Source organism: Mesorhizobium sp. WSM4845, assembly GCF_055811455.1.
The window spans coordinates 1-26,391 of record NZ_JBVVQA010000054.1 but is presented as its reverse complement, the minus strand read 5'-3'; the positions used below and the strand labels follow the sequence as shown (position 1 = coordinate 26,391).

The 26,391-nt window shown below is 60.4% G+C and carries 19 protein-coding genes and 7 pseudogenes; 13 read left to right on the top strand and 13 right to left on the bottom strand.

What is annotated here, in order from left to right; all coding sequences use genetic code 11:
- The 5 genes from AC0L2C_RS33120 to AC0L2C_RS33100 all read left to right on the top strand — a co-directional run.
- Positions 1 to 509 (top strand): SycD/LcrH family type III secretion system chaperone (locus AC0L2C_RS33120; protein ID WP_473525419.1); only part of this gene is annotated, 509 nt, incomplete at its 5' end.
- Positions 502 to 1,518, top strand: coding sequence for a type III secretion system translocon subunit SseC family protein (gene sctE / locus AC0L2C_RS33115; RefSeq protein WP_473525418.1), 1,017 nt, complete (start codon positions 502 to 504; stop codon positions 1,516 to 1,518). The genes AC0L2C_RS33120 and sctE, both read left to right, overlap by 8 nt.
- Before the next feature lie 48 nt (positions 1,519 to 1,566).
- Positions 1,567 to 2,466, top strand: a complete 900-nt coding sequence (locus AC0L2C_RS33110) for a hypothetical protein (protein ID WP_473525417.1) — start codon at positions 1,567 to 1,569, stop codon at positions 2,464 to 2,466.
- Positions 2,467 to 2,503: 37 nt separating this feature from the next.
- Positions 2,504 to 3,115 (top strand): hypothetical protein, encoded by a 612-nt coding sequence (locus AC0L2C_RS33105; protein ID WP_473525416.1) that lies wholly within the window; start codon positions 2,504 to 2,506, stop codon positions 3,113 to 3,115.
- 339 nt (positions 3,116 to 3,454) lie between these two features.
- On the top strand, positions 3,455 to 5,293 hold the full coding sequence (locus AC0L2C_RS33100; protein WP_473525415.1) for a secretin N-terminal domain-containing protein: 1,839 nt from the start codon (positions 3,455 to 3,457) through the stop codon (positions 5,291 to 5,293).
- 168 nt (positions 5,294 to 5,461) lie between these two features.
- Here AC0L2C_RS33100 and AC0L2C_RS33095 read toward each other — a convergent pair.
- Positions 5,462 to 6,052, bottom strand: a pseudogene (locus tag AC0L2C_RS33095) (transposase family protein); the annotation flags it as partial.
- A gap of 551 nt (positions 6,053 to 6,603) precedes the next feature.
- Between AC0L2C_RS33095 and AC0L2C_RS33090 the strand changes: the two are divergent.
- Both AC0L2C_RS33090 and AC0L2C_RS33085 read left to right on the top strand, forming a co-directional pair.
- Positions 6,604 to 8,388: a hypothetical protein gene (locus AC0L2C_RS33090; RefSeq protein ID WP_473525414.1), complete on the top strand. Its 1,785-nt coding sequence runs from the start codon at positions 6,604 to 6,606 to the stop codon at positions 8,386 to 8,388.
- A gap of 550 nt (positions 8,389 to 8,938) precedes the next feature.
- Positions 8,939 to 9,511, top strand: coding sequence for a hypothetical protein (locus AC0L2C_RS33085; RefSeq protein WP_473525413.1), 573 nt, complete (start codon positions 8,939 to 8,941; stop codon positions 9,509 to 9,511).
- Between the two features lie 89 nt (positions 9,512 to 9,600).
- Here the strand turns inward: AC0L2C_RS33085 and AC0L2C_RS33080 are convergent.
- Positions 9,601 to 9,717: pseudogene (locus AC0L2C_RS33080) on the bottom strand (IS6 family transposase); the annotation flags it as partial.
- Positions 9,718 to 9,730: 13 nt separating this feature from the next.
- Positions 9,731 to 10,525: an ABC transporter substrate-binding protein gene (locus tag AC0L2C_RS33075; protein WP_473525412.1), complete on the bottom strand. Its 795-nt coding sequence runs from the start codon at positions 10,523 to 10,525 to the stop codon at positions 9,731 to 9,733.
- 211 nt (positions 10,526 to 10,736) lie between these two features.
- Here AC0L2C_RS33075 and AC0L2C_RS33070 point away from each other — a divergent pair, with 211 nt between their 5' ends.
- The gene (locus tag AC0L2C_RS33070) at positions 10,737 to 11,402 is read left to right on the top strand and encodes a methyltransferase family protein (RefSeq protein WP_473525411.1); all 666 of its coding nucleotides are present in this window, start codon (positions 10,737 to 10,739) and stop codon (positions 11,400 to 11,402) included.
- Positions 11,403 to 11,424: 22 nt separating this feature from the next.
- Here the strand turns inward: AC0L2C_RS33070 and AC0L2C_RS33065 are convergent.
- The 4 genes and pseudogenes from AC0L2C_RS33065 to AC0L2C_RS33050 all read right to left on the bottom strand — a co-directional run.
- Positions 11,425 to 11,624: pseudogene (locus tag AC0L2C_RS33065) on the bottom strand (EamA family transporter); the annotation flags it as partial.
- Positions 11,625 to 11,895: 271 nt separating this feature from the next.
- Positions 11,896 to 13,914, bottom strand: a complete 2,019-nt coding sequence (locus AC0L2C_RS33060) for an LTA synthase family protein (RefSeq protein ID WP_473525410.1) — start codon at positions 13,912 to 13,914, stop codon at positions 11,896 to 11,898.
- Between the two features lie 586 nt (positions 13,915 to 14,500).
- Positions 14,501 to 14,851, bottom strand: coding sequence for a hypothetical protein (locus AC0L2C_RS33055; protein ID WP_473525409.1), 351 nt, complete (start codon positions 14,849 to 14,851; stop codon positions 14,501 to 14,503).
- A gap of 118 nt (positions 14,852 to 14,969) precedes the next feature.
- Positions 14,970 to 15,675 (bottom strand): annotated as a pseudogene (locus AC0L2C_RS33050) (TCP-1/cpn60 chaperonin family protein); the annotation flags it as partial.
- A 241-nt stretch (positions 15,676 to 15,916) separates the two neighbouring features.
- On the opposite strand from AC0L2C_RS33050, the gene AC0L2C_RS33045 reads away from it, so the two are divergent.
- Together AC0L2C_RS33045 and AC0L2C_RS33040 are read left to right on the top strand one after the other, a co-directional pair.
- Complete coding sequence (locus AC0L2C_RS33045) at positions 15,917 to 17,002, top strand: HPP family protein (RefSeq protein ID WP_473525408.1); 1,086 nt, start codon at positions 15,917 to 15,919, stop codon at positions 17,000 to 17,002.
- Positions 17,003 to 17,145: 143 nt separating this feature from the next.
- The gene (locus AC0L2C_RS33040) at positions 17,146 to 17,427 is read left to right on the top strand and encodes a hypothetical protein (RefSeq protein ID WP_473525407.1); all 282 of its coding nucleotides are present in this window, start codon (positions 17,146 to 17,148) and stop codon (positions 17,425 to 17,427) included.
- Positions 17,428 to 17,726: 299 nt separating this feature from the next.
- On the opposite strand, the gene AC0L2C_RS33035 is transcribed toward AC0L2C_RS33040, so the two are convergent.
- From AC0L2C_RS33035 to AC0L2C_RS33015, 5 genes are all read right to left on the bottom strand, one after another.
- The gene (locus AC0L2C_RS33035; protein ID WP_473525406.1) at positions 17,727 to 17,948 is read right to left on the bottom strand and encodes a hypothetical protein; all 222 of its coding nucleotides are present in this window, start codon (positions 17,946 to 17,948) and stop codon (positions 17,727 to 17,729) included.
- 336 nt (positions 17,949 to 18,284) lie between these two features.
- Positions 18,285 to 19,400: an alanine dehydrogenase gene (gene ald / locus AC0L2C_RS33030; RefSeq protein ID WP_473525405.1), complete on the bottom strand. Its 1,116-nt coding sequence runs from the start codon at positions 19,398 to 19,400 to the stop codon at positions 18,285 to 18,287.
- 473 nt (positions 19,401 to 19,873) lie between these two features.
- The gene (locus tag AC0L2C_RS33025) at positions 19,874 to 21,766 is read right to left on the bottom strand and encodes an ABC transporter ATP-binding protein (RefSeq protein WP_473525404.1); all 1,893 of its coding nucleotides are present in this window, start codon (positions 21,764 to 21,766) and stop codon (positions 19,874 to 19,876) included.
- Positions 21,766 to 23,652: an ABC transporter ATP-binding protein gene (locus tag AC0L2C_RS33020; RefSeq protein ID WP_473525403.1), complete on the bottom strand. Its 1,887-nt coding sequence runs from the start codon at positions 23,650 to 23,652 to the stop codon at positions 21,766 to 21,768. The genes AC0L2C_RS33025 and AC0L2C_RS33020 overlap by 1 nt, the downstream gene beginning before the upstream one ends.
- Positions 23,653 to 23,977: 325 nt before the next feature.
- Positions 23,978 to 24,262 carry a DUF982 domain-containing protein gene (locus AC0L2C_RS33015; protein WP_473525402.1) on the bottom strand — a complete coding sequence of 95 codons (285 nt, stop codon included), beginning with the start codon at positions 24,260 to 24,262 and terminating at the stop codon, positions 23,978 to 23,980.
- A gap of 69 nt (positions 24,263 to 24,331) precedes the next feature.
- Between AC0L2C_RS33015 and AC0L2C_RS33010 the strand changes: the two are divergent.
- Positions 24,332 to 24,877: pseudogene (locus tag AC0L2C_RS33010) on the top strand (hypothetical protein); the annotation flags it as partial.
- 48 nt (positions 24,878 to 24,925) lie between these two features.
- On the opposite strand, the pseudogene AC0L2C_RS33005 reads toward AC0L2C_RS33010, so the two are convergent.
- Positions 24,926 to 25,066, bottom strand: a pseudogene (locus AC0L2C_RS33005) (extracellular catalytic domain type 1 short-chain-length polyhydroxyalkanoate depolymerase); the annotation flags it as partial.
- Positions 25,067 to 25,301: 235 nt separating this feature from the next.
- Here AC0L2C_RS33005 and AC0L2C_RS33000 point away from each other — a divergent pair.
- Together AC0L2C_RS33000 and AC0L2C_RS32995 are read left to right on the top strand one after the other, a co-directional pair.
- Positions 25,302 to 25,781 (top strand): IS6 family transposase, encoded by a 480-nt coding sequence (locus tag AC0L2C_RS33000; RefSeq protein ID WP_473525401.1) that lies wholly within the window; start codon positions 25,302 to 25,304, stop codon positions 25,779 to 25,781.
- A gap of 46 nt (positions 25,782 to 25,827) precedes the next feature.
- Positions 25,828 to 26,391: pseudogene (locus AC0L2C_RS32995) on the top strand (Tn3 family transposase); the annotation flags it as partial.

The following is a 26,391-nucleotide window of genomic DNA, read 5'->3' as shown; positions in this document are numbered from 1 at the left end:
GGGGCGGTGGCGAAGTGGACATTACTGAGGCCGGACGGCTGGCGCGGCTTACCGAAGAGATCATCGCAGGGCGTACCGATTTGGCCGCTGTCATTGGGATAACGGATGACGAACTCGAGGCAGTCTACGCGCTCGGCCATCGGTTCTATTCCTCTGGTAGATATGACGAGGCGCTGATCTTCTTTCGTTTTCTCTGCATGCACCGGTACATGGACCCGAGATTTTGGTTCGGATTCGGTGCTGCCAGTCAAATGTCCGGCGATTCGGCAAGTGCCGTGCGTGCATATGGACTGGCTGCGCTGCTGAATGAGGAGGATCCGCAGATCCCGCTTCGCGCTGCGAAATGCCTCATCAAGCTCGATCAGCGGGTGGCAGCTGTGAGCGCGCTTGAGAGCGTATTGGAGCTTAGCGGTGGAAAGCCCGAGCATAAGGCTTTGGCTCAGCGCGCGTCGCTGATGCTGCGCCAGCTCAGGTCCGAAGCAGCGTTTAAAGGAGCCTGCGATGCATAAGGTGAGCATGACGGAACCGATCGGTGAAATGCGACTCAAGCCCAGGGTGCTAACTCGGATCGACCCACCCAACCGCAATTTTTCGGTCGGTTCCAGAAAATCGGGCGCAGAACTTGCGCTGCCGCCAGTGGTTGTCGGTGCTCCGGCGTCGGATGCGGCGCCGATGCTGCCCCCACCACGGGCCTTTGACGCGATGGAACTGGCAGCGAAGTTTCTAGCCCTCAAGATGAAGATGGACGACGCCCAGACTGCCGCGGGTATGGAGGACGTGCGGCACCGGGGTGAACTGCAGCGGCAGCAGAACGAGAAAATCGCCCGAAAAATTGTCGATGCGGCGGAGAAGTTGAGGGAAGCGAAGAAGAGTTCGGCCGCCATGAGGATATTTGGATGGATTGCGGTCGCGCTGTCGGTGGTAGCGGCAATGGTCACCGGCGGGATTTTTGCCGTGTCGGCTGCAGCAGTGGCAGTGACCGTGGGGACCCTGACCGAGGCGGGGGTCATCGAAAAGATGACACAGGCCATTGCGAAGAGCCTGATCGAAGACCTGGGGATGGCGCAGGGTCAGGCCGAGTCTTGGGCCACTGTCATTACGGGTTTCATCCTCCTTGCTTCTGCGCTGGCAAGCTTGGGTGCCGGTGCCGTGTCTGGTGGGTGGAATGCGGTGACGAGCATTGCCACGAAGATCACAAGCCAGGGCGATAAGGTGGCGAAGATTGCTATGGCAAGTCAGCGCCTTGCGACAGCGGCTCGGGCGGGCGAAGGTACTGCTTCGGTAGCCGAGTTCTTCGCAGGGGCTGCGAGCGGAATCATCAAGAAGCAGGCGACGGACGTCCAGGCGGAGACGCTGGATATCAGGAAATTCGTCGCCAAGCTGGCCCGACTTCAAGAGGACGAAATGGCGCGCATCCAGGAATTGGTCCTCGGCGTCAAGACCATGACGCAAAAAGTTGTCGATGCCATCGAGGAGCAGAGTCGATCCGCGTCAACTGTCATACGGCATATCGGCTGACGAGCGATAATAGCTGTCCAGACCTACCAGAACGCTAGGAGAGTATGCATGCTACACACCGTCGCACAAGCAAACGACAGTCGCGGCCCTCGTCTGCCGGGCGGCGATTTGGATGAACATCGGCCCTTTTTACCTATGTCCGCGACGTCTAATGGCATGGGAGTTAGGTACGGCGAACTGATAACAACACCAGCCGATCTTTTCATGCCGACATTGGCCGGTTCGCCAGCGCTGCCAGACATCGTCGTCCAAAACAATGGTGCCGAAACCGCTCTGGGAGCACGGCTCGCCTCGGTTGATATATATGCAGTTGTTGCGTTGCTGCACAGCCTCAGTCTGAAGTTCCGGGAATCTGCAAGACTGGACCGGCAGGCCGCGCGTGACTGCGATATTGCCGCACAGGAAGCTGCTGCCAAGGCCCTCCGCGCTTGTGGGATATGTGATCTGGTCGGCACGTTCCTAGCCTCCGCCTTCGGGATAGCCGGTGCGGGCGTCAGTATTATGGGTGCGAGCAAAGCACAGACTCGCTTCGATGCGAAGCTCAGCGGTTTGAAGGAAACGAGTTTCCGGGCTGACCTGCAGCAGCCTGAACCGAAGCTGGTCCCAGAGCCATCCCCGGGGGCTAGCCAGCCGCCCCCCGTTGACCTGACTAGGATCTACAGAGCCCAGGAGGTCGCCCACCAGACGACCATGATCTGGAGCGGCCTCGCCACGGGCATGACCGAGGTCGGTAAGATCCCAGGTGCCGCCTTCAAAATGGGGGCAACCGTTGAACAGGAGAAAAAGGCAAAGCTGGAAGCGGAGGGTACCAAGATGCGCTCTCGCGCCGACGACGAGAGTGAATTCAAATCGGCGTATGAAAAGATGATCCAGGATGTTCTGGAAAAGCTTTCCGAAGTGAGACGCTCGGACGCTGACACGAGGAGCAAGATCGCCAATATGGGATGAGAGCAGGAACAAGTTAAATCTACAAAGGAAAAGGTCAGTGACAATCTCAAACGTGAGCCTCAGCACTCAACTTTATCGCGATGTGGCCAATATTTCCGGGAGTGGGGGCAGCTTGGCCGCGTTGGCACTGCTACTCCAGATAGATCGGTATAACAATCTCGAGGATCAAGTTAGAGACGAATTCGCAGACATGCAGAAGCGGACCGATTGGCTGAAAACCGCTAACTCCGCTCTCGCCGCGCTACGCGCCCACCGGCCCACTGACGACAAGGCAAGCAAAGAGTATGGCACGTTTGTGGACGCGCAGGGCAAGACCCAAGAGGTCTATCAGTGGATGCTCGAGAACGGCATCCCTATAGACGGGGGCAGCAAGCCTATAGACCCGTACACCCGGTATATGTTGTCGCTGCAATTGTCGCTGCACGGCATCAAGGAGGAGGTCCCGACCCACGCCGGTGTCCAGTCGGAGTTCGATGTCGCCATCTCCAATCTCAAAGCGCGCATCGATACCGTAAATAGCGAGTCGCAGATGGCGCTGATTCGCCTGCAGTCCTTGATGGACAAGGTAAATCAGTGTGTTGAACTCGCGAGCAATTTGGTGGCCAAGGATGGCAAAGCCAAGGACAACATTCTCGCCAATATCAGATAAGAGCGGGCTCAAGGCCGAGGCGATCACTCCTGGCCCGGGAATCTAGTGGCATTTGTAGTCGGTCACATAAAGGGTGAACGGATGGCTATTGGCAGGAATACTGCATTGCTTTGTCTCACCTGTTTGTTGTTACCTTTAGGGGGGTGCTCCGGCAGTGGTGCGATTGCCGAGCGCGGGGTTTTGCTGGACAGGCCGTTTTTCGTCCCGCCTGGCTTCGCGTCTTTGCGAGAACGTCGCGGACCGCAGACTAACGGCTTTGAAGTGCTTGGGCAGAGGCAAGCCCAGCCAGTGGCAACCACAGGGGAACGGAAGCTGCCCGTGGTGTCGGATAGCGGGCGGGTGAGCCTTGACTATCCGAATGCCGACATCCGCCAGGTGGTGCAGGATGTCGTAGGTGATATTATGAGCATGCCCGTTGTCATCGATCCTGGCGTTGGAGGGAAAATGACCCTTCATACAGCCCGCCAGGTGCCCGTGAGTGAGGTGCCGCGGCTTCTAGACAAAGCCCTTGCGCCGCACGGCTATGGACTGGCTGCGGGTGATCAAGGAGTGCGGGTGGGGCGCTTGGCTGACCTCGCGGGCGGCATCCAGAGCAGCGTTCAAATTATTCCGGTGCGGTATGTTGACCCGACTGAGGTCATCGGGGTAGTCCGACCGAACTTGCAGGAGGGTGTGCGTCTCACGCTAGCTCCCGGAGGGAGAGGAATTGTTGTGAGTGGCCCGCCCGGATCGCTGAGTTCTGTGCGGGAACTGGTCGACCTCTTTGATACCGACGCCATGCTTCACAAGTCATTCGCGCTGTATAAGCTGTTTCAAGCGAGCCCGGCCGAAATTGAGCGAGAACTCAGTTTGTTGTTTACGCAAAATGGCCAAGAGAGAGGGCTTATCCAATTTGCGGCGCTAGAGCGACTGAATGGTATCCTTGTTGTGGCAGAAAATCCTGCAGCTCTCAAGCAAGTCCGCCAGGCGATCGCTAAACTGGATAGTGCGTCGGAGGCGACGGCAAACATTCACGTGCGTCCACTGCTCTACCGGCGGGCTTCGGAAGCGGCGCATGTGCTGGCGCAAATGTTCATCGCTGAGGCGCCCAGTGCTGTCCCGCCTACACAGCCCGCGAGAATGTTCGGCAACCTATCGCTGGGAAGCGGCGCATCCAGTCAAGCTAGCCTGCCGGTCAATGCGCCAGGTCTGCCGGCCGAAATGCCAGATGCGATCGTCTCGAGAACGCATCCGGTGGACGAAATTGTGATACCAGCGAACCGTCTTGGCCTCTCGGCGCCGGTGCGGATCCAGACAGACCCCGGACAGAACGCGCTGGTAGTACTCGCAGCACCGCACGACTACAAGATTGTTGAGGCCGCGATCCGTCAACTCGACGTCAAGCCTCGGCAGGTCCTTATCCAAGCCATCATCGCCGAGGTGCGGCTGAATGACAGTCTGCGCTACGGCGTGGACTATCTTCTCTCTACTAGGGGTTTGGGCGCAGTTCCAAGCGGCCTATCATATGTGTTTCCCGGCACGGACGTCAACATTGTGTTACATGGGCTAAGTGCGCTTGGGGAGGTCAAGGTTGTCTCCGCGCCGCGCATTCTTGCGGTCGATAATCAAACCGCCACGATCCAGGTGGGCGATCAGGTCCCGATCCTCGTGCGATCATCGCAATCCACCCTAAACGAGAACTCACCGATCGTGAGCGACGTCGAGATGCGCGACACAGGGGTGATCTTGGCTGTTACGCCCAGAATCGGTGCCGGTGGTAGTATAACACTCGACACGTTTCAGGAGGTCAGCACCGGCAACAGGAACACGCTTACCAATGTTCAATCCCCGGTGATCTCGGTGCGCCGCCTCCAGAGTACCGTATTGACCCGAAACGGCGACACGATCGCAATCGGCGGATTGATGCAAGATAGCACTAACCAAGCCAATTCTGGGGTTCCTGTGCTGAAGGACATTCCGCTTTTGGGCGGACTGTTCGGCAGCACCGAAAACGCCAAGGAACGAACTGAGCTTTTGATTTTGCTTAACCCCAGGGTGGTTGACAGTGACGCCGACGCAAGGGCGCTGACGGAGGAGCTGCGCGAAAAGCTCGAGTGGCTAGCCCCCGATATGGGCCGCCGCCTAACGCCGTCAGCTCAGCCGCAACCGTCGGGCAGACAGCGAAATGGGAGCAGTTGACGTGGGCCGGCGGTGGTTTTTTCATTGGCTCGGCTGCTGAATTGGCGCGCGGACTGTCAATGGGGCGTTCGACGCTGCTGCAGGGCGGGAGTGCTCCGATGCTGTGGGACCAGCAGCAGGGACGAATTCGTTGCCAACAGATGGCTATGTGAGGCGAAGCCGTGTTGCCGAGACCTTGATGCCGAATTCATAGGGCTTGTGGGCCTTGCCCTTGCCGATGCATTCGACCTCGGGAGCATGCAGGGAGTAGACCTTCCTGCCGCGTTCACGCTGGCGCTGGTCCCTGACGCGGCGGGCCAGCGACAGCGTCAGACCGAAGGGCGCCATAAGTTCCGGCCGCCCGGCAATCTTGCGGGTGATGTTGCGGATCACCGCGCCCAGCATGGTGCGCGGCCGCTTGAGCTCCCGGTTGGCCCGCTTGAACTGCTTGGCGTGAGCATAACGCTGATGCTTGATCAGCGCGATCTTGCCGACCCGCGCATAGGACTGGCGCAGGCGGATGCCATGCTTCCTGGCCAGCTTGACCATCCGTTCGCCGCGATGCATCAGCTTGGCGTTGGTCAAAAGGTGATCGCCTTCTCCTGCACGCTGGTGTCGACGATCACCGCGCGGAAGTCGGCCGGCTTGGCCGCCCCCCAGCCGGGTCGCCGCCGCCAGGCTCTCCTGCAGCAGCGCCGTCAGCCGCTCATCGCCCATGCGCAGGCGCCAGCGCGATGCGAAAATGCGGTCGCAAGGAATCAATGAGCGCGGAACCTGTTCCATTCCGTCGGTCAGGAATTGGTGGCGATCCGTTTCCGACGCTTGGTCGAAATCAAGAACGGCGGGTCATCTGGAGAGACGAAAGCTAAGCGCTCCCGTCCGTTTCACTCTCCTCATCGATTTCGCGCACCGGCAGTTTCCGGCGCTGCAGGCGCTCAGCAGCGTCGAGCCCCGCGCGACACACCTAAAGGCTTGCTCAGCTTCCTCAATCGAAAAGACCAAAGACCACACGCCCGGCAGAAAGGAGGCTGGCCAAATATGTTGATAGGGCGGAGCGTTGATCGTGAACCATGTCCGATTATCCGCTTTTAGTGCGGAATGCCACAAATCCGTTGACATTCGGCTGTCTGCTTTCGGACAGAGATGCCATCAGGATTCCGCGAGCTCACCGGATGTTTTCGGCACAAGTCCATCAGCAGCGGCCTTGCACACAATAAGGGCGTTGAAGTGGCGCATTATTTGCACATCAGGATATGCCTGCCACGATCACGCACCCGATGGGCCGTGGTTCCCGATGGGCATAATAGTCGTTGATCCATTAGGGGTGAATCATGAGGAACATTGACGTGCGTGGCAAGGCCCCCATGCCGTTGTTTAGTGCCATCGACCTTGATACCACGGACGATCCTCCCGCCGGGCCGCTTGTTCGGCTTGAAAAAGCCGGCGGAGCATCCAGCTCTGTGGTGGCGCAGACGCGCTCTGAGTTTCAAGGCCCACGCGCCAGGGAGGAGCAACCCAGCAGTATCCTTTCTCTACTGTTTGAACAAGGTGACACAGCTGAGAGGCTTGATCCGATCGATCTGCTGAGCTTGACGCAATTAGGTCCTGAGCTGCGTGATGTCGTCCAGCCACTTCCGGCATATCAAGAAAGTCGTCAAAGGGCTGCCCGAGTTCAGGGCATCTGGGGAAGGTTACAGCAACCGGGAGCAAATCCCTTGGCTGGGCTGATGTATTCTGGCGTGATCCAATCACTGGCGCACAATTTCAATTGCCTCCTAAATAAGCAGAAGGATGATCTCGTCGAACTAGTCGAGAAGCATGACGAGCTTGAGATGCGCAAATCGGCCCTGGAGGAGATCGGAGCGGACTTGGCTAGCCTCCCGCCCGAGCTGCAGAAGCGTCTCGTTATCGTCGCCGAGAAATTTGACGCCCCCGAGGATCGCGGCTCGGCATTAGGGGACCTCGGCGCCGGAATAGCAGAGCTTTCGCACGAGCTGCAGCAGCATCTTCTATTTCTCGCCGAGAAACTTGAGAATGCAAATCGCGCCACAGCCTTATGGGGCCTCGGAGCCGGCGTAGCAAGGCTTGCGCCTGAGCTGCAGCAGCGTCTCGTCGTCTTCGCCGAGGAACTTGACGACCCCGAAGATTGCGTTCTCGTACTACGCGGCTTCGGAACAGGCGTGGCAAGGCTTGCGCCAGAGCTACAGCAGCGTCTCCTGACCGTCGCCGACAGCATTGACGAACCAGAGTATCGCGCCTTGGCCCTCAGCGCGCTCGGAACAGGTATCACTGGTTTTGCGCTCGAGTTGCAGCGGGATCTCGTCGGCCACGTCGAGAGGCTCGACAACCCGGAGCATTGCGCCTGCTTCATTGAGGTCCTTGGAGCCGGCGTGGCGAGGCTTTTGAGCGATTTGCCGCAGCGCGTCATCAACCTTACCGAGAGACTTGACCCCTTGCATCGCTCCCGAGCTCTAGAGGCCCTTGGAGTGGGTGTGGCAGAGCTTCCGTCCAATCTCCAGAAGCACCTCGTCGAACTCGCTGAGAGGCTCGAGAACCCGGAGCATTGCGCCTCGGCCCTACGCGGCTTCGGAACAGGCGTGGCAAGGCTTGCGCCAGAGCTACAGCAGCGTCTCCTGACCGTCGCCAAGCGCATTGACGAACCATACTATCGCGCCTTGGCCCTCAGCGGGCTCGTAACAGGTATCACTGATTTTGCGCCCGAGTTGCAGCAGAGTCTCGTCGGCCAGGTCGAGAGGCTCCACAACCCGGAGCATTGCGCCTCGGTCCTCGAGGTCCTTGGAGCCGGCGTGGCGAGGCTTTCGCGCCATTTGCAGAAGCGTCTCATCGTCCGTGCCGAGCGACTTGACGACGCCAATCGCGCCTCGGCCTTATGGGGCCTCGGAGCCGGCCTACCAAGGCTTGCGCCCGAACTGCAGCGGCGCGTCGTTGACTTGGCCAAGAGCGTCGCCCCCGAGTATCTCGTAAGTGCTCTCGAAGGCCTTCGGCCAAGCTTGGCAGAGCTTGCCCCCGATCTACAAGGGCGCATCGCTGCCCTTGCCGACGGAATTGACGAGCCGGAGTATCGGGCTCGCGCCCTGGCAGCATTATTACCCTAGTTTAGTTAGGGCTTACGGATGGCCTTCAAGGCCTTTTGAACAAGCCGAGGCCGATCGCAGGCGATAAGAGTCTGTCGCGCTTGAAGGGCGGCATCATTATCGGGGACGGCGATGTAATAATCGATGCCTCCTCTAACCCGCTGTTGAGGCTGCATCATGGACTTTAATAGAGGAGCGGTGAGATGCGATCGGGAATAACAACTTTACGGCTTTCCGCGTTAGACCGGCGACTCGTTCACATGCGCCAACCGCCGTCGTCTGCATCAACCATGCGCGCTTAATGAGCGGACGGGAATGTCTCTCAAGGGAACAGGAGCGTGCCTCAACGCAACTACGACGACACGAGCTCGATCCGGCCTACGCTCCATGAGATAGCGGGTGGCTGTTCCGCGGACGCTGGGTGCACGATCGAGGATGCCGTTAAATTCTACTCGGATGTCTGTCGAAAGGCGGCGGAAGAGTTTTGTGGTGGCAGGAATGTCCGGAGGCCGGATACCAGACGCTACTAGCTTCGGGGACTGCGAAAAGTCCATGTTCAAAGGAGAGTGGTTTGAAACTCAATTCGATAAACCAATTCAGCATGGCAGCTTCGATGCAGGAGTACACTGCCGTGCAAGAACAGCACCCAGGCAACTTGCAACCTGATGCGACGCCCGCAGATGACCATGGAAAGATGATCCGGCACACTGACATCGGCGGGTCGATGCGGATGCCGCCGCAGTCCGGCCTGCATGGCAGAGACGGTTCACTGTGGTCGCGCGTTAAGTCAGGAGTTAGGAAGGCGGTTAAAAAATGTTGCGTCGGAACGACGTCGAGCGGATCGGCGCAGTCTGGTAAGGCGTCCTCGTCGGTTCTCCGCTCACATCGAGACATCGGATACCTCGTTGGCCCCTTGTGGGACCACCACCGCTGGGACAATGGCGGTCAACCAATGCCGCGTGAAATCAATCTAGAATTGTGTAAACTCGGGTTCTTACCGGACCAGCGCAACCAAGAGCAGCCGGTACACTTCGGAATTAACGGTGAGCACTACACGGCCGAGGTGAAGCTAACACCACATTCCGACGTGGTGTTTGGCCAATTCAGACAAGTTTATCTCATCCATAACTCTCGAGACGCCTGAAGGCCTGCGCGGCGACAAACAAGGTGAGACTCAGCGGGAGTTGTCACGTTATCGAGCGGTGATCGAACTGCCCCCGCGGCTTTCCAAGATCAGGCAACCGCGCCCGTCACGGCTTTCCAATGCGCTATTGCGCGGATGCGGTGAATGTGAGTCGCCAGGGCGGATCGTTCTTGATGCGGGGTGACGAAGAGATTTCGGAGTGCCGCGGGGGCAGTTCGATCACCGCTCGATAACGTGACAACTCCGCCGACCCAGGCACGTCAGGCGGCGACATGGCCGTCGGTTCAGCCCGGAGCTAAGTATTTCGCGGACATCGTTCGGAACGGAGATGACGTCGTTCCAGTCGGAGGGGATGTCGAACCGACCATCAGCGTCGACCAGATACTGGCCATCTTCTGTGTTGAGGCCCTGGGTGGCGACGTAGTATCCCTCGATCCACTCCTTGGCATGCTCTTCCACCCAACGGGCGGCTAGCGCCCAGTAGCGCACATATTCGCCGAGAGCGGCTGCTTTGGCCGGGTCGGCAAGCACGGCTTGTGGGGCATAGAGATGGGCTGGATCATCGCGCAAGCCGTGCGGGATGGTGGCAGCTCCGTCGGCGCCATACTGGCGCAGGTAGCGCTTGATGAGGACGTCCGAGATCGGCGCGACGTCGACTTGCTTGCCGGCAAGTGCCACCGGATAGGCATCGCCTTTGCTGGGCAGTTCGATGAGATTGACATCCTCCTTTTCCAGGCTGGCGGCCTGCAGGACCCTCAACACCAGCGCGCCTTGCGCCTGACCGGGGCTGAAAGCAATCCGTTTGCCGCGCAAATCCGCGAGCGTCTTGACCTCGACTCCCGGTGCAATGCCGAGTTGATAGATCGGGTGCGCAACCGGTTCCTTGCGGAATTTCGCGGCAGGGCGTCCTTGAGGTGTGGGCGCTATGAGGTCGCGCTCCAGTTCCGCAATGCGCGCACGCACCTGCCGAGCGTCGTCCTGACGCAACGCCTTGATCCATCCACGCCCGCGCATCGGTCTTCCTGCCAGCAAAAGCCATGCGGGTTTATCCACCGAGACCTTAATTTCCGGCAAGTTCCAAAAGGGCTGCCGACATCGGGATCTGCCAAGGGTCAGGCCTATTGCAATCGGCTATCGAGCTTGCCATTGAAACCGAGCAGTCGCCGCCTGGAAAAGGGACAGCGCGTCACATTTCTGACAGATCGGTCGACATTGGATGCACTGCTTGGCGCGAGCCCCCGAAAAAGCCTTTGTCGAAGGAACCATGATGTCCGCTTCCATTGCCGCGCAACCATTTAATCAGCGGAAGAGACTTTTGGTCGTCCGGGCCTTGAGCATAGCGGCGATTGGCTCGCTGCTATTCTCTCGCCCCGGTTGGGATGAAGCATCTAGCCTTCACGAGGTCGTCGAGATGATCGGTTTTGTTCTGATCCTCGTCTGCATACTCGGGAGGTTGTGGAGCATCCTCTATGTCGGGGGGCGGAAGAACAGCGAATTGGCAGTTAGCGGGCCGTACTCGATCACGCGCAATCCCCTATATCTGTTTTCGACGATCGGAGCATTCGGCATCGGCCTCATGTTCGGATCGCTCATCGTTGCATCCGCTCTGGGGGTGTGCACCTATGCGGTTTTCGGGATGACTGCCCGAAAGGAAGAGACGTTTCTTCGTGACAAATTTGGTCCGGAGTTCGAAGCATATGTGGCAAGAACGCCGCGGTTCTGGCCCAAGCCGTGGCTGCATCAGGACAAGCATCAGCACACGTTCTCCACGAACGCATTAAGAAGTACATTCTTCGATGCCCTCTATTTTCTGGCGATCTTTCCAGCCATCGAAGGCATCGAATACCTCCAGGTAGCTGGCTATCTGCCCACCTTTTTTTGGCTGTTCTGATCTTAAAGACGGAGCAATAAGCTTTATAGCGTACCAGAACCGCGCCTGTTGCGATCAAGGCAACCCCTGCCCAGTTCGACAACGATTTCCTTGAGGAATGTCACTCCGAACACCGCCACCAGCACGAGGCTCAGTTTGTCGACAGGGGCAACGCGTGCTGCGTCTCCCAAACTGGAGCGCGCGAAAGTAGCAGATCCACGATGCACCCGTCGCCACCCCGGATTGTCCTGCGTCACGTAATCGTCCAGGCACTCCGGAAGCAGTGCCGCTTGCCGGCGATCCTCGCCCCGACAAACCGCTTCAGCCCGACTCACCTCGCTGATCGGGAATCACGTTATCAAATCAACGTATTTCCACGACAGGCTGGACCCGTTCCGGCCATTGCCGTTGCCACCACGAAAGGTCTTGCAAGGGATTGTTAAGGTCCTCACACCTCTTGGCGATCACCGGAGCAGACCTGGCATTCCTAAGACGTTGTGGCACGGTGGCTTTGTTAGGGCACCGGTATGGTGGGTGTGGTCCTGGACGGAGGCGCGCGTCGCTTCGGGTTTGGCAGGCGATGCACACCGGACCGGCCGAGTGCCCGCGTGCCGTTGTCAAGAACACTTGGAATGCGGCGTGAAATATCACGCCAGTGCGAGGCATATTGATAGACGGCTACGGTATCTTCGACCGCGTTGTGGTCGACGGCCCTTTCAGGTTGCACCTCCTCACCCTTCATCTGGACGATTTGCTTCTTGGGCTCAAGGATCGTCGTGCGGCCATGCAGGATCATGGCCACCTTCTGGTAGTTGGAGATGTAGACCGGCCGCTCCGGTTCGTCCGCTTCGATCAGGTCGTCGCCGAAAAAGCGGCTGCGATAGCTAGCCTGCAGCAGGGCAAGCAGCGACGGCGCAATATCCACCTGGCTCGCCAGCCGGTTGATCCGGCGGGGCTCGACAAAGCCCTGCGACCAGATGATGCACGGTATGTGGTATTTGTTCATGTCGAGCTCGACCTTGCCTGCGACGCTCGCCGTATGATCGGCGACAAAGACAAAAACGGTATCCCTGAACCACGGTTTCGCCGATGCCTTCTTGACCAGTTCCCCGATCGCGTAGTCGGAATATTTGACCGCCCCGTCGCGCCCGCCCGGCGATGGGATGTCTATGGCGCCAGCTGGATAGGTAAAGGGCCGGTGGTTTGACGTGTTCATGACGAAGCTGAAGAAGTTCTTGCCGGCTTTCGCCGAGGCGTCGGCTTGGCGGATCACCTCGTCATAGAGATCCTCATCGCTAACGCCCCACGCATTGGCGAAATGCACATCGCCTGCCGCCATCGTAGCGCGGTCGACGATACCGAAACCGTTACCGGAAAAGAACGCGTTCATGTTGTCGAAATAGCCGTAGCCGCCATAGAGGAAGCGCGTATCGTAGCCCGAATCCTGGAACACAGAGCCAATGGTGAAGAGATTGTCGTTGCCGGGGCGACGCAGGATCGATTGCCCCGGGGTCGGCGGGACTGAAAGAGCGATCGCTTCAAGCCCGCGCACGGTGCGCGTGCCGGTCGCCCGCATTTCCGTGAAAAGCAGGCCTTCAGACGCCAGCCGGTCAAGGTTCGGTGTCAGTCTTTTCGGATTGCCGAATGTGCCCATGAACTCCGCACTCATGCTTTCCATGCCGACCAGGATGACGTTCTTGCGCAGCATCGGCCCCTCGGCTCGAATGTCACGCGTGATGTCGTTTAAATCGGTGCTTTCGAACGGCTCGTGATCTTCCGCTAAAAGGTCGCGTGTCCGTTCGGCCGCCTGTTTCTCGGGTATGGTCCGATAGAAATTCGCGAAATCGATCTCATTCGAGAAGAAGGCGCTAACCAAACCATAGAGTCCGTTGCCCCCGAGTTCGCGGGCGATCGCGCTCGGCATCGGCCGTGTGATCGAATCGGGCGTCACCAATACGCCGGCGGCGGCCATTCCCGTTATCGTCGCAAAGACCGCCAGCCGCTTCATGAACGGCGGATGCGGCGCGAAGCCTGCCTTCACCTGGCGGCGGAGCAGATAGGTCCCGCCGACCGCCAACAGGCCGATGCCGGCAAGCAGCGGCACGACCGGATAGCTCTCCATAATGTTCTGGATCACTTCCTGCGTGTACACGAGGTAGTCGACCGCGATGAAATTGAAGCGCGTCGTGAATTCGTCCCAGAAGAAATACTCGCTGACCCCCTGCACGACCATCAGAAACAGGAAGATTGCGAAGCCCGAGAGCCTAACTGCGCGGTCAAACCGCTTTCCGGCCCACGAAACTGGCAGGAGCAGCGGGAAGAGGAGAAAGACCACGAGGATTGGAAGCAGCGTGACGATATCGAACCAGATGCCAGTGAAGAAAGGAGCCAGCCAGTCGGCCGGATGGAAAGACAGGTCTTTGGCCGAAACCAGCGACAGCGCCAGCCTGACCAGGAACTGAGTCAACAGGAAAAGCAGGATGAATGGCTTCAGCCGACGAAAGAACGCACCGACCGATTGAGCAAAAGTCATAGCAAGCCTCCGAAGCAGCTGGATGTCTGGGCAATTATGCCTCGTTTTCAATTTTGGCAACCGTCGGGACGAGATCGATCGCATGGTCTGCGATGCCGATCCCCGATTCGTCCCGCGCGAGTCCGAAACTTCATCAGGTGGTGGTGGCGAGACAATGTGAAAGGTTCGCGGCGAAGGTGATTTGTTCCTCACTTTGAAGGCGCTGCATCCCAGCCTCCTCTGTGGGAGAAGGTGGATGGGCACGAAACGCCGAGCCGAATGAGCGATCGTCCTCATGTTGCCGGGCCTCACTCGAGCATCACCCGAGGATGCAGCCGGGAGACCCGCGGCGGCGGCAGCTTTCGGCGAGATCATGGACCGATTTATCAATAGTCCGTGACGTGTCTGCGTCCTCATTCACCGGGGGGCAATTTGATGCCGCGTGGCAGACGGTCCACTGGTGGTTCTGCGCTTTGTACGGCTGATGCTGTTTCGCACGATCCACAACATCGCCCTGATGGACGACCGCGAGCGGGCCGGGCACAACCTGATCCGGAAAGGCGCCGCGAGGCTCCTGAGGGGTAGTCCGCTGGCCAAACCAAGTGCCCTATTCGCAAACCACACGGTATCGCTTGCCAGGCTTGCTGACGTTCTTGCAGACAAGCGGCTTGTGCGGCTCATAAGCGGAAAGCGGAGGACTTGCGATCCGCGATGCGCGTCTGTTTGATGTCTTGTGACTTGCCGTACGGCGCGGTTCGAGCCTTTCCGGCTCCTGTGGCGCAACCGGAAACTCGCTGGTTTCGATGTGTGGCTGCTGCAGGTGGGGCGGCTCTTTGTCAAAGAATCGCCTGGCATCAAGCGGTCTCGGAATAATCACCGTACCATCATCGCTGCGCGCGCAGCCGCTACCCAACAGTAAAGCCAGCCCCACGAAAAAAGGCAGAATCCGTTCAAGCATAAGCACCAACCTTGGCGGGCATATACCCGGCTTGCGAGTCACTGACAACTGGCGGAATGGGCACGAAGAAGGGGCGGCATTGCTTGCCGCCCTTTCAAATTGTCGAAATGCGTGGACCTTAGAAATCCATGCCGCCCATGCCGCCCATGCCGCCCATGCCGCCGCCGCCCATGCCGCCAGGCATGCCGCCGCCAGCCGACTCCTTCTTCAGAGCCTCGCGATCATGGCTTCGGTGGTGACCAGCAGGCCGGCGACCGAGGCCGCGTCCTGGAGAGCCGTGCGCACGACCTTGACCGGATCGACGATACCCATGGCGATCCGACAGCCTTGATGCTCAGCGAAGCGCGCAGCAGCGCGACGCCGCCGCCGGGAACGATGCCTTCTTCGACGGCCGCGCGGGTCGCGTTGAGGGCGTCATCGACGCGGTCCTTCTTTTCCTTGACTTCGATCTCGGTCGCACCGCCGACGCGGATGACGGCAACGCCGCCCGCCAGCTTGGCGAGACGTTCCTGCAGCTTCTCCTTGTCGTAGTCCGAGGTGGTCTCCTCGATCTGCTGCTTGATCTGGGCGACGCGGCCCTGGATCTCGGCCTTCTTGCCGGCACCATCGACGATGGTGGTGTTCTCCTTGGAGATCGACACCTTCTTGGCGCGGCCGAGCATGTTGAGGCCGACATTCTCGAGCTTGATGCCAAGGTCTTCGGAAATAACCTGGCCACCGGTGAGGATGGCGATGTCTTCCAGCATGGCCTTGCGGCGATCACCAAAACCCGGCGCCTTGACGGCGGCGATCTTCAGGCCGCCGCGCAGCTTGTTGACGACGAGCTGCCAGTCGCTCGTCCTCCGGAAGATCGAGAAGGTCGATACTATCCATTCCAGTAGAAGATCTCCGCGCGCAGGCTCTGACGCGATTTGAAAAGCACCAGCCGTTGGCGGCGACCGCACAAACCGGTGCGCGCAATAATATTCTCACTGGCCGCAAATATTCGGATTGGTTTGACTTTCAAATCCGTGGCTTCGGCGGCATTTCGAACAGCGCAGATCCCACCTCGCGCCAGGGCTTACAATGGCCTTTCGCCTCTTTGTTCCGATCCTTGCCGGTGCGACGTTACGCGAGCGGCTGCTCGCCTGCATTGGCGCCACGATTGGCATCGCGCTGACCGGCGTGATCAGCGGGCTCGCGATGGGCGGCGGCCAGCATGTGGCGCTGCTGGTGGCCCCTATGGGCGCCTCCGCCGTGCTGCTCTTTGCCGTGCCGTCGAGCCCGCTTGCGCAACCCTGGTCGATTATCGGCGGCAATTCGATCTCTGCACTGGTCGGCGTGACAGTGGCGCATTTCGTGAGTGACCCGGTGATCGCGTCCGGCCTCGCTGTGGCGCTGGCGATCGCCACGATGTCGTTCACGCGCTGCTTGCATCCGCCAGGCGGTGCCGCGGCGCTGACGGCCGTGCTCGGCGGACCGGCCGTGGTCAGCGCCGGCTTCCTGTTCCCGTTCGTGCCGGTGGCGCTGAACTCGGCCGTACTGGTGGCGCTCGGCTTTATTTTCCATCTTCTGTCACGGCGCAACTATCCGCATGTCCACGTGGCCGCCGCAAACAATCACGGTACTGCGGACCGGCCGCCGGTAGAGCGCGTCGGCTTCCGGCCCGAGGATGTCGATGCAGCACTCGCCGCGTTGGACGAGACCTTCGACATTGGCCGCGACGACCTCGAAAGGCTGCTGCGCCAAGTCGAGTTGCAGGCGATGGTGCGCTCGCACCGAACGCTGCTTTGCCGGGACATCATGTCGTGCGACGTGATCTCGATCCCGGAAACTGCCGCCGCCGACGACGCGCGAAAGCAGCTTCTCGACCACAATATTCGCACCTTGCCGGTGGTCGACGCGGACGGCCGGCTGGCCGGCGTCGTGGGGTTGCGCGAGCTGACGCAGACGACCGACACGGTGAAGGGCGTGATGTCTAAGGCGGGCACCGCCTCGCCCGAGACGCCGGCGATGAGCCTGCTTCCGGTGCTCACCGACGGCCGCAGCCATGCGGTTGTCATCGTCGATGCCGAGCGGCGCATCCTCGGCCTGATCACCCAGACCGACCTGCTGGCGGCGGCGGCGCGCGTGCAGGTGGCAGACAAGTCGCCGCTCAAAGCAGTGGCATAGTGGCCATCCGAACATCGCAGGTTCGGGAACTTTTTGCCGACAGGCGCCTCCAATCCACGGGCGAACCCTGTTTGAGTAGAGATCGGGTCGCAAGGACAAAGCCCGCAATTCCCACAGTCGCGCTTACCACTGCCGATGATGCCATGGCCGCCGAAATGGCGCTGGTGCGCGGCGCTTTTGAGGGTTTGCGCAAGATCGTCGTTCTTCTCCTTCCGGGGGTCACGACGTCGTGTTCGCCAGCGCCTATTACCCGTACATTGGAGGGCTACAAGGTCGTGCTGTTGAATACGGCTGAGCGGATCCCGCACCTTGGCCGTGCATGTCTTCCGGCCTCGATCATCGGTTTCTTCGACCGGGCATTCCCGCCACATCTTGAGCAGATGCAGCACGCGCCGATCAACGATCCGGCGCGCCGCCGATCTTAATAGCTCGGCATGGGGAATACTTCCGAAGTAAGATCGACGCGGGGCATGCGAAGATGCTCGACGCCGGGCTCTTGCCGGAGGCCGAACATAGTCTTGGGCCCTGGCTCGCGGACGCGGTGCTGGCTCAAAAATCGCGCTGGCCAGTCCCGTAGCGGTCCTCGGCGCACGTCTTTTCGCCACCAGGCCAGCGGCCGCAAGAGAACGTAGCTGTTTGGTGCGCTCGGATTTGCCGACAATCAGTCGGCGCCTTCTTCCTGGTGCGACCTCTCTCTGACCGGGACGGACCCCTAAGTTTCAGACTACGACGCCAACAACAGGCTGATCCTGGTCAATCTCACACGCGCCAATCGCCGCGCCGGATTGTGGAACCTCTCGCGGGTGGTTTCTACGACAAACACCAGGGTCATCAGATCAAGCAGGAAGTCATCGATAGCTTGGGCGAGTGTTTCTGATCTACCATTGAACTGATCCAGCAAAACGCGCGCCTTATCGATCGCATCCACGCTGGCCTCATCGATCAACGTCTCTATCCTCTGGAGACAATCCAATTTCGAAACTCCCTCAAAGCCCTTGCCAGGGTAGTTTTGCAACGAAGGTGGGCGCTTTGGATTTAGCCCGACAATGGGGCTCAGGATGGTTTCTCCACATTACGCTGTCGAACGCGCGGGGAGGGGCCCGGGTGATCGTCGCATCAGAAAAGCCGGGGGATCGACCAGCGTTTCGCCCCGACGGGCTGCACCGCAAGATTGACGCAGAGGGGAGGGGGAAGACGCCTCTTGCCAATCGTCACCAAAGAAAAAACCCGCCGGCAGGGAACCGGCGGGCGAGGCAGGAGGACACTTTTCGGGCCTGGAATATCAGGCGGCTAAGGCCGTTTTGGGCTCCGCCACTTCGTAGCCGAGCGCTTCGGCGACGGCGCGGCTGGTGATCTTGCCCTTGTGGACATTGAGGCCATTGCGCAGATGATGATCGTCGACCAGCGCCTTCAGGCCCTTGTCGGCAAGCTGCAGGCCGTAGTGCAGCGTCGCGTTGTTCAACGCCTGGGCCGAGGTGACCGGCACCGCGCCCGGCATGTTGGCGACGCAATAGTGAACGACGCCGTCGACCTCATAGGTCGGGTCGGCATGAGTTGTGGCGTGCGAGGTCTCGAAGCAGCCGCCCTGGTCGATGGCGACATCGACCAGCACCGAGCCCTTCTTCATTCCCGACAGCATTTCGCGCGAAACGAGTTTTGGCGCGGCGGCACCCGGGATCAGCACGGCGCCGACGACGATGTCGGCCGAAAAACATTCCTCTTCCAGCGCCTCGACCGTCGAGTAGCGGGTGTGGACGCGGCCGCCGAAGATATCATCGAGCTGGCGCAGGCGCGGGATCGAGCGGTCGATGATGGTGACGTCGGCGCCAAGGCCGGCCGCCATCCGTGCGGCATGCAGGCCGACGACGCCGCCGCCGAGCACAGTGACCTTGCCAGGCAGCACGCCGGGCACGCCGCCGAGCAGAACGCCGCGGCCGCCATTGGCCTTCTGCAGCGCGGTGGCGCCCGCCTGGATCGACAGGCGGCCCGCGACTTCCGACATCGGCGCCAGCAGCGGCAGGCCGCCGCGGTCGTCGGTGGCCGTCTCATAGGCGATGGCCGTCACGCCCGAGGCGAGCAGGCCCTTGGTCTGCTCCGGATCCGGAGCGAGATGGAGATAGGTGTAGAGGATCTGGCCGTCACGGAGCTGGGCCCATTCGTTGGGCTGCGGCTCCTTGACCTTGACGATCATGTCGGACTTGGCAAACACGTCGGCGGCCGTCTTGGCGATGGTGGCGCCGGCGGCGCGATAGGCGTTGTCGTCAGCGCCGATGCCGGCGCCGGCGCCGGTCTCGACCAGCACTTCGTGGCCATGCGCGACATATTCGCGGACCGATCCCGGCGTCAGGCCGACACGGTATTCGTGGTTCTTGATTTCCCGGGGGCAGCCGACGCGCATTCGTTCCTCCTCGATTTTCTGATTTTGCGGGTACACCATAAAGCCATAAATAGCGCGGCAAGTGTTTGCGTATCCGGTTGTCTCCGGGCGCGGTAATCGCTATTCCTTGCGCCAAAATCCGTTCTATTCGCAGGAAGCACGAACAATGTCGCTCGACAGGATCGATATCGCCATTCCCGAGACATTGCAGAAGGATGGGCGGATATTTTAACGATCCGCGCACCCGGATGCAGTCCGGCTTGAAATCGCCATTGCTATGAAAGACGGCTTGGCGAAATATTCCTGCTCGGCGTCGCCGCTCATGCTGGGGAAGTGCAGGACGGCGATTTACGGCTTCGGCGGCGGTGGGGCTGCTATCACCAATAAGTCGCCTCCCCAAGCCAACGCCAGAAAGTCAGAATCTCTGTGCACGGTCATTACTTCCACTTAGCAGAGGGCGGCAGGGGCTATCTGTCCGGCCCAGCGAGGCCTGCTCACGTCGCTTTGCCGACGGCCGCGTCCATTCCCATCTCTTCCTCGGAAATGTCGTCGAACGAAGCGTAGTTCATGTTGTAGAGACGGGCGTAGAGGCCTTTTTTTGCCATCAGCTGTTCGTGGTTGCCGCTTTCGACGATCTCGCCGTTCTGCAGTACGATGATTCGGTCGGCGCCGCGGATGGTGGCCAGGCGATGGGCAATAACCAGCCCTGTCCGGCCTTCCAGCAGTTTTATCAGCGCCTTCTGGATCAGCATCTCCGTATAGGAATCGATGCTGGCCGTGGCTTCGTCGAGCACAAGGATCTTGGCGTCGGCGACCAGCGCCCGCGCGAAACTGATCAGCTGGCGCTGGCCGAGCGAGAGATTGCCGCCACGCTGCTCGAGTTCGGTGTCGTAGCCATCGGGCAAGTTCTCGATGAAGTCGTGCGCGCCGACGGCTAGTGCGGCGCGGACCACCTCCTCACGGCTGGCGCCGGTTTTATGATAGCGGATGTTCTCCAGCACCGTTCCTGAGAACAGGAACGGCTCCTGCAGCACCATTGCCACCTGCTCTCCGAGCGAATCCTGTGTCAGGTCGCGCACATCGTGCCCGCCGACCAGGACCTGACCCGACCAGACATCGTAGAAACGGTGCACCAGGGCCATCGAGCTGGACTTGCCCGATCCGGTCGGGCCGACAAGTGCTACGGTCTCGCCCGGGTTGACGCGGAAGGAGACGTTCTTCAGCACCGGCTGGTTCTGCCGGTAGCCGAAGGTGACGTTCCTGAACTCGACCGAGCCGTCCATGTCGCGCGACAGCTTAACAGCATTGTCCTTATCGCTGACGTCCACCGGCACGTCGAGCACTTCTGAGATGCGCTGGCCCGAAGCCATGGCGCGCTGCATCACGCTGTATTGCATTGTGAGGGAGCGGATCGGGTCGAAGAAGCGCTGGATGTAGAACAGGAACGCCACCATGACGCCGACGTCGAGGCTGCGCGACAGCACCATCGAGCCGCCCACGACGATGACTGTCGCCATGGCGAACCCGGTCAGCGTGTCGACGATCGGCACCATCACCTGCGCATATCTGGCCGACCTCAGATGGGCATTGAGATTGGCCAGCACCTTCTCGTCATAAAGATCGAAATTGACATGCTGGCGTTCCAGGCTCTGTACCGTGCGCACGCCATGGATGCCTTCGGCCAGCGCACCGTTGGCGATCGAGTTGGTTTCATGCGCCGCCATGAAGGCGACCTTGGCGCGCGGCAGCCAGAACAGGCGCACGATGAACAGCACCGGCATGGTCGACAGCGTCAGCAGTCCGAGCCGGAAATCGAGCCAGAGCAGGACGCTGACGATGCCGAACAACAGCACGATGTCGCCCACCGACATCACCGACGTTTCAAGGAATTCCTGCATCGAATTCACATCGCCCTGCAGGCGCGACATCAGCCGGCCGACCTCGGTCTTGTCCATGAAGCTCAACGAGACCCGCTGCAGGTGGCTAAACATGGCGCGGCGCAGGTCGGAGAGCACGTTTTCGGCCACCTTGCCAACGACGCTCTCCTGCACATAGCTGGCGCCGTAGTTGATGAGGATGATCGTCGCGAAGGCGCCCGTCGCCCAGATCATCACCGATTGGTCGAGCCTGCCCGCCGCCATGCCGTGGTCGATGGCGTAGCGGATGACCAGCGGGATCGCCAGCTGCGTCAGCGTGAACACCAGGACTGCGGCGACCGAGATGAAAATCCGGCCTCGATACGGTTTCACGAAGCTCCAGATGCGCCGCAGGATGCGCGGATCATAGACCTTGCCGAAGACTTCTTCCTCGTCGCGGTGCGAGCCGACGACCGCCTTTGTCGGCCGCCCGCTGGTGTCTTCCTTCTCGTCGCCGCTATGTGTCGACATCACGCGGCTCCCGTTACAACGGGTCGGTCATCGTCCGGCCGCAGCTGCAGGTCGTAAAGGGCGCGGTAACGTCCGCCGAGCGCCAGCAGTTCCTCATGCGTGCCGCGCTCGACGATCCGGCCGCCCTCCACGAACAGGATCTGGTCGGCATGCATCAGTGAACTCAGCCGGTGCGAGATGATGAGCGTCACGCGGTCCTTGGCGAAGCGTTTCATCGCTGCCCGGATACGCTGCTCGGTGCCGGCGTCGATGGCAGCAGTGGAATCGTCGAAGACCAGCACCGATGGCCGCAGCATCAGGCTGCGGGCGATGGTCAGGCGCTGGCGCTGGCCGCCGGAAAGCGACGCGCCGCGTTCGCCAACGACTGTGGTGTAGCCCGCCGGGAGCCCGATGATGTAGTTGTGCAATTGGGCATACTCGGCGGCTTGCCCGATGCGGGTCTCGCGCGCCCATGGATTGCCGTAGGCGATGTTGTTCTCGATCGAGGTGGTGAACAGGAATGCGTCCTGCTGCACCACGCCGACCGCCTTGCGCAGCGATTGCAGCGTGACCTTGCTGATGTCCTGGCCATCGATGGTGATGGCGCCTGACGTCACATCGTAGAAGCGCGGGATCAGGTGCGCGATGGTCGACTTGCCGCTGCCGGGCGGACCGACAATGCCGATCGTCTCGCCGGATCTTGCCTCGAAGGAGATCCCGGATAGCGTCGGGCGGCCAGCGCCCGCGTAGCGGAAGCCGACGTTGTCGAAGCGCAGCACACCGTCAGTGACGACAAGGTCCCTGGCGTCGGGCGCATCCTCGATATCGAGTTCGGTGTCCAGCAGTTCGAACAGTCGCGTGCCGCAGGTCGAAGCGCGGGCGAATGAATTGACCATCAGGCCGAGCTGGCGCACTGGCATCTGCAATATGGTCATGAAGGTGAGGAACTGGGCCAGCGTGCCGACGCTGATCTGGCCCGCAATCACCTTCTGGCCGCCGAACCAGAGCACCAAGCCCATGGCGGCGAGGAACGAGAAATTCATGGCGCTGGTGTTGCTGACGCGGATGCCGACGCGCTGGTTGGCGAGGTCCAGCGCATCCTGCTTGGCGCGGTCGAACTTTTCCAGCTCATGCCGCTGCGCCGCAAAAGCACGCACGACACGGATGCCACCGAGGTTCTCATCCATCACCCGGCTCAGCACCGACAGCCGCTCTTGCAACGTCAGCCAGGTGCTGCGCAGCGCCAGCTGCGTGACCGAGGACCGCCAGGCGACGAACGGCACAAAGCTCAGGCTGAGCAGCCCGAGCACGAGATCGGTGCTGATCAGCAGATAAGCGCCGACGCCGATCAGCACGCCGAGCAGCACGACGCGCAGGATGCCGGTGGAGAAGAACATGCGCACGCCGTCGAGATCGAGCAGGCCGAGCGTGATGAGATCGCCGGTATGGACCCGGTCGTGGAAGGAGAAGCTCAGGCGCTGGATCTTCTCATAGAAAGCCAGCCGCAGTTCATAGCCGGTCCGGTGGCCGACGGCCTCGCCATAGTAGTTCTGCGCCATGGTGAAGAGGCCGCGCAGGATGCTGACGACGAGCAGCGTGAGCGCCGTGTTCCACAGCGCGCGCTCTGCCGCAGGACCAGCACCAGCAGTCAAGACGCCCTGCGCCTGATCGATGGCGCGTCCCAGCAAGCTCGGAATGAAAAGCTGCAGCGTCGCGGCAATGAAGGTCGAACCGATGGTGATGGCGACTTGCCAGGGATGGCGCAGCGTCATTCGCACGATACGCAGCAGGGTGCTGAGGCCTTTGCCCCAGGAGGCTTCCGCCACATGGACAAACGATTTGCCGCGCTTCGCCGCGCCGCTGGTTGCATCCGTGCGCAAGGGAAATACCCAGACCAATCCGGACATTAGCCCGGACGAATGAAGCAGACTCAATTCAGATGGCGATGTTACGCGTGTCCGACTTGACCGTTCAAGGGGCCAATGGCGGCATCGCACTATGCCTGAAAGGCGTGCACCATTGGTCGTCGCGATCGTCCGCGAAAGGCAGCCCGGCGCGGCGAGCGCCTCCACATCCCGGCCACGAATTCGTCCGCAGATATGCGTCGAGGCCTTAGATGCCGCTCTCCGAGCCATAGGAGCTCGGGCCGATATGCGGCAACGCCTATGCCGAGTTCGCATATTTCAAGCTCAGCCACTACCCTTGCGCGCGTTCCGAGACGTTTGGCTCTCGCTATCGACGGGCGGTTTGCCTCCCGAACGCTTCGTTCGACGCGTCAGCCGGGAAAAACTCCCACGACCAGTATTCCGGCCTCGCGGGCGGCCTCGACGAAAGCCTGCCGCGCAAATTCCGGCGGCTGCTCGCCTTCCGGACCGCGATGCAGGCCTCGCGGGCCTGCTTGTGGCGCGGACCCCATTCCGTCGGCCAGCTGCGGAGAAGACACTCGGCCGCCGCTCGGGTCGAATATTGATCCTTTTGTCGCGCCCGCCCAGTTCCACACGGACATAGCTCTTCCAACGCTTCGTGTCCAAATCGCCCGCCAAGAGCTTCCCTCAGTCCACCAACGGTCTTGAAAGAATCGTCCGGATGGTCCGACCAAGCCGGGCCTGCCGAATCCGTGGCGAGGATGCCGAACTTTTTCGAAAAGGCAACAAATGGCTTACGAGCATTGTCGGCCGAATCTTCCCGGCGCTGTTTAGAAGGTGGGGAACAAGAAGCAGCACGTTGATTGTTGACAGGTCATGTTATCTAGCAACGCCTCCTAGCCGACCAAACCCAGCTCCCTTCAGGACAAGGCAAATAATCTTGGTCAATGCCGATGAGGGGATTTGCATGAGGAAATCTGTTGGGCTGTTCGCTGCGCTGGCCGTGATCGGTCAGGACGCAGCTGCGCAGGAAGCGACGGTGCTCGAACGCATCGTGGTGGAGGGGCTAGGCGGTGTGCCCCTGACCGCAACGATCGGCACCCTGCCGGAAGCGTATCCCGGGGGACAAGTTGCGCGAGGGGGACGCCTGGGCCTGCTCGGCGACATCATGGATACGCCGTTCAACATAGGCAGCTACACGGCGCAGACCATCGAGAATCAGGGCGCGCGCACGGTGGCCGACGTGATGATCAATGATCCTTCCGTGCGGAGCACCCATTCAACCGGCGGGATATTGGATTCCTTCTATATTCGCGGCGGAGAGGCCGGTGATAAAGATACGCCCACGGTCGAGGCCATATTCGACCACAATCGCCGCGATCATCTGGCGGATGGGAAGGGCCTCTCCGCCGTTCCGCTTTGTATCGCCTGGCACGAACCAGTTGAAGCAGAGGGATAGCCGCAGTGTATCCGACGTCCGGACTCCTTCGATTTCGAAAAATCTCCCTGGTCAAACCTGCCAAACTTCTCCGTGTTCAAAGCTGGTCCTCAAAAAGAGGCGGGGACGCCGGGAACTGCACGATCCGCCGCTGGTGACACTGTTTGTCATTAGCCTGTGGAAACCAGAAATCGCGAGAGATTGGCAGCCTAGGTGTTTGATCCCGGGCTTCGCCGTCACCGGCAAGTGGCACATGGACGAGACATACATCAAGATACGCGGCCAATGGATGTATCTCTATCGTGCCGTCGACGGAGTCGGCGACACGGTCGAGTTCTTCTTCAGCGAACACCGCGACTGCCGGCAGCCAAGCGCTTCTTCCGGAAGGCCCTGGAGCGCCACGGCACCGGATCGCACCGTCATCGACGGCAGCCCGACCAATCATGAGGCGATCATTTCCTGCGACGCCGAACACCGTCTGCGGAATCGACCGCGACGAGCGCTGAAGCCGATCCGCATCCGCAAGAGCAAGTACCTCGACAATCAGATCGAGCAGGACCATCGGCGCATCAAGCGCCGCACTCGGTCAATGCTCGGCTTCAAGTCGATGGCGAGTGCCGATGCCGTCCTTTCCGGCATCGAGATGGTTCACATGATGCGCAAACGGCAGGCGAGGTTCGCCTATAATCCACGTCCCTCGATCGCCGAGCAGTTCGAAATCCTTGCAGCATGATCATCGGCGCGAAAGCGTCCCGTTGTAACCAAAAGCACGATTTGCGACAGAACCCTTTACCGACACTGGCGGTGCGAGCGATCACGTCTTCGGGCTGTTCGCCCTGATCGGTAAGCGCTTCGCGCCGCGACTGCGCAACCTCAAGGGTCGGAAGTTCCACACATTCGAGAAAAGCGATGCCTATCCGGCGCTGTCGAACCACATCGATCAACACCACCCTGATCCTCGACCATTGGGATGATCTGCTTCATCTAGCGGCGTCGATCGCCACTCGCGCAGTTGTGCCCTCGACGATCCTGAAAAAGCTATCGGCATCTCCGAAGGAAAGCCAACTCGCAAGGGCGCTGCGGGACCTGGGCAGGATCGAGCGATCCATATTCATGATTGAATGGTACTCAAGCCCGGCACGCTGCCAAGCCGGCCTCAACAAGGGCGAAGCAGCACACAAGCTCAAGCGCGCCTCGTCGTCAGCGCGATCGTACACTGGAACACGGTCTATCTCGACCGCGCGGGCCACACAGTTGAAACGAGGGGGGCGAAACATTCCAGATACGCTGTTGAAGCATATCTCGCCGCTGAGTTGGGAACATATCAACCTGACAGGCATCTA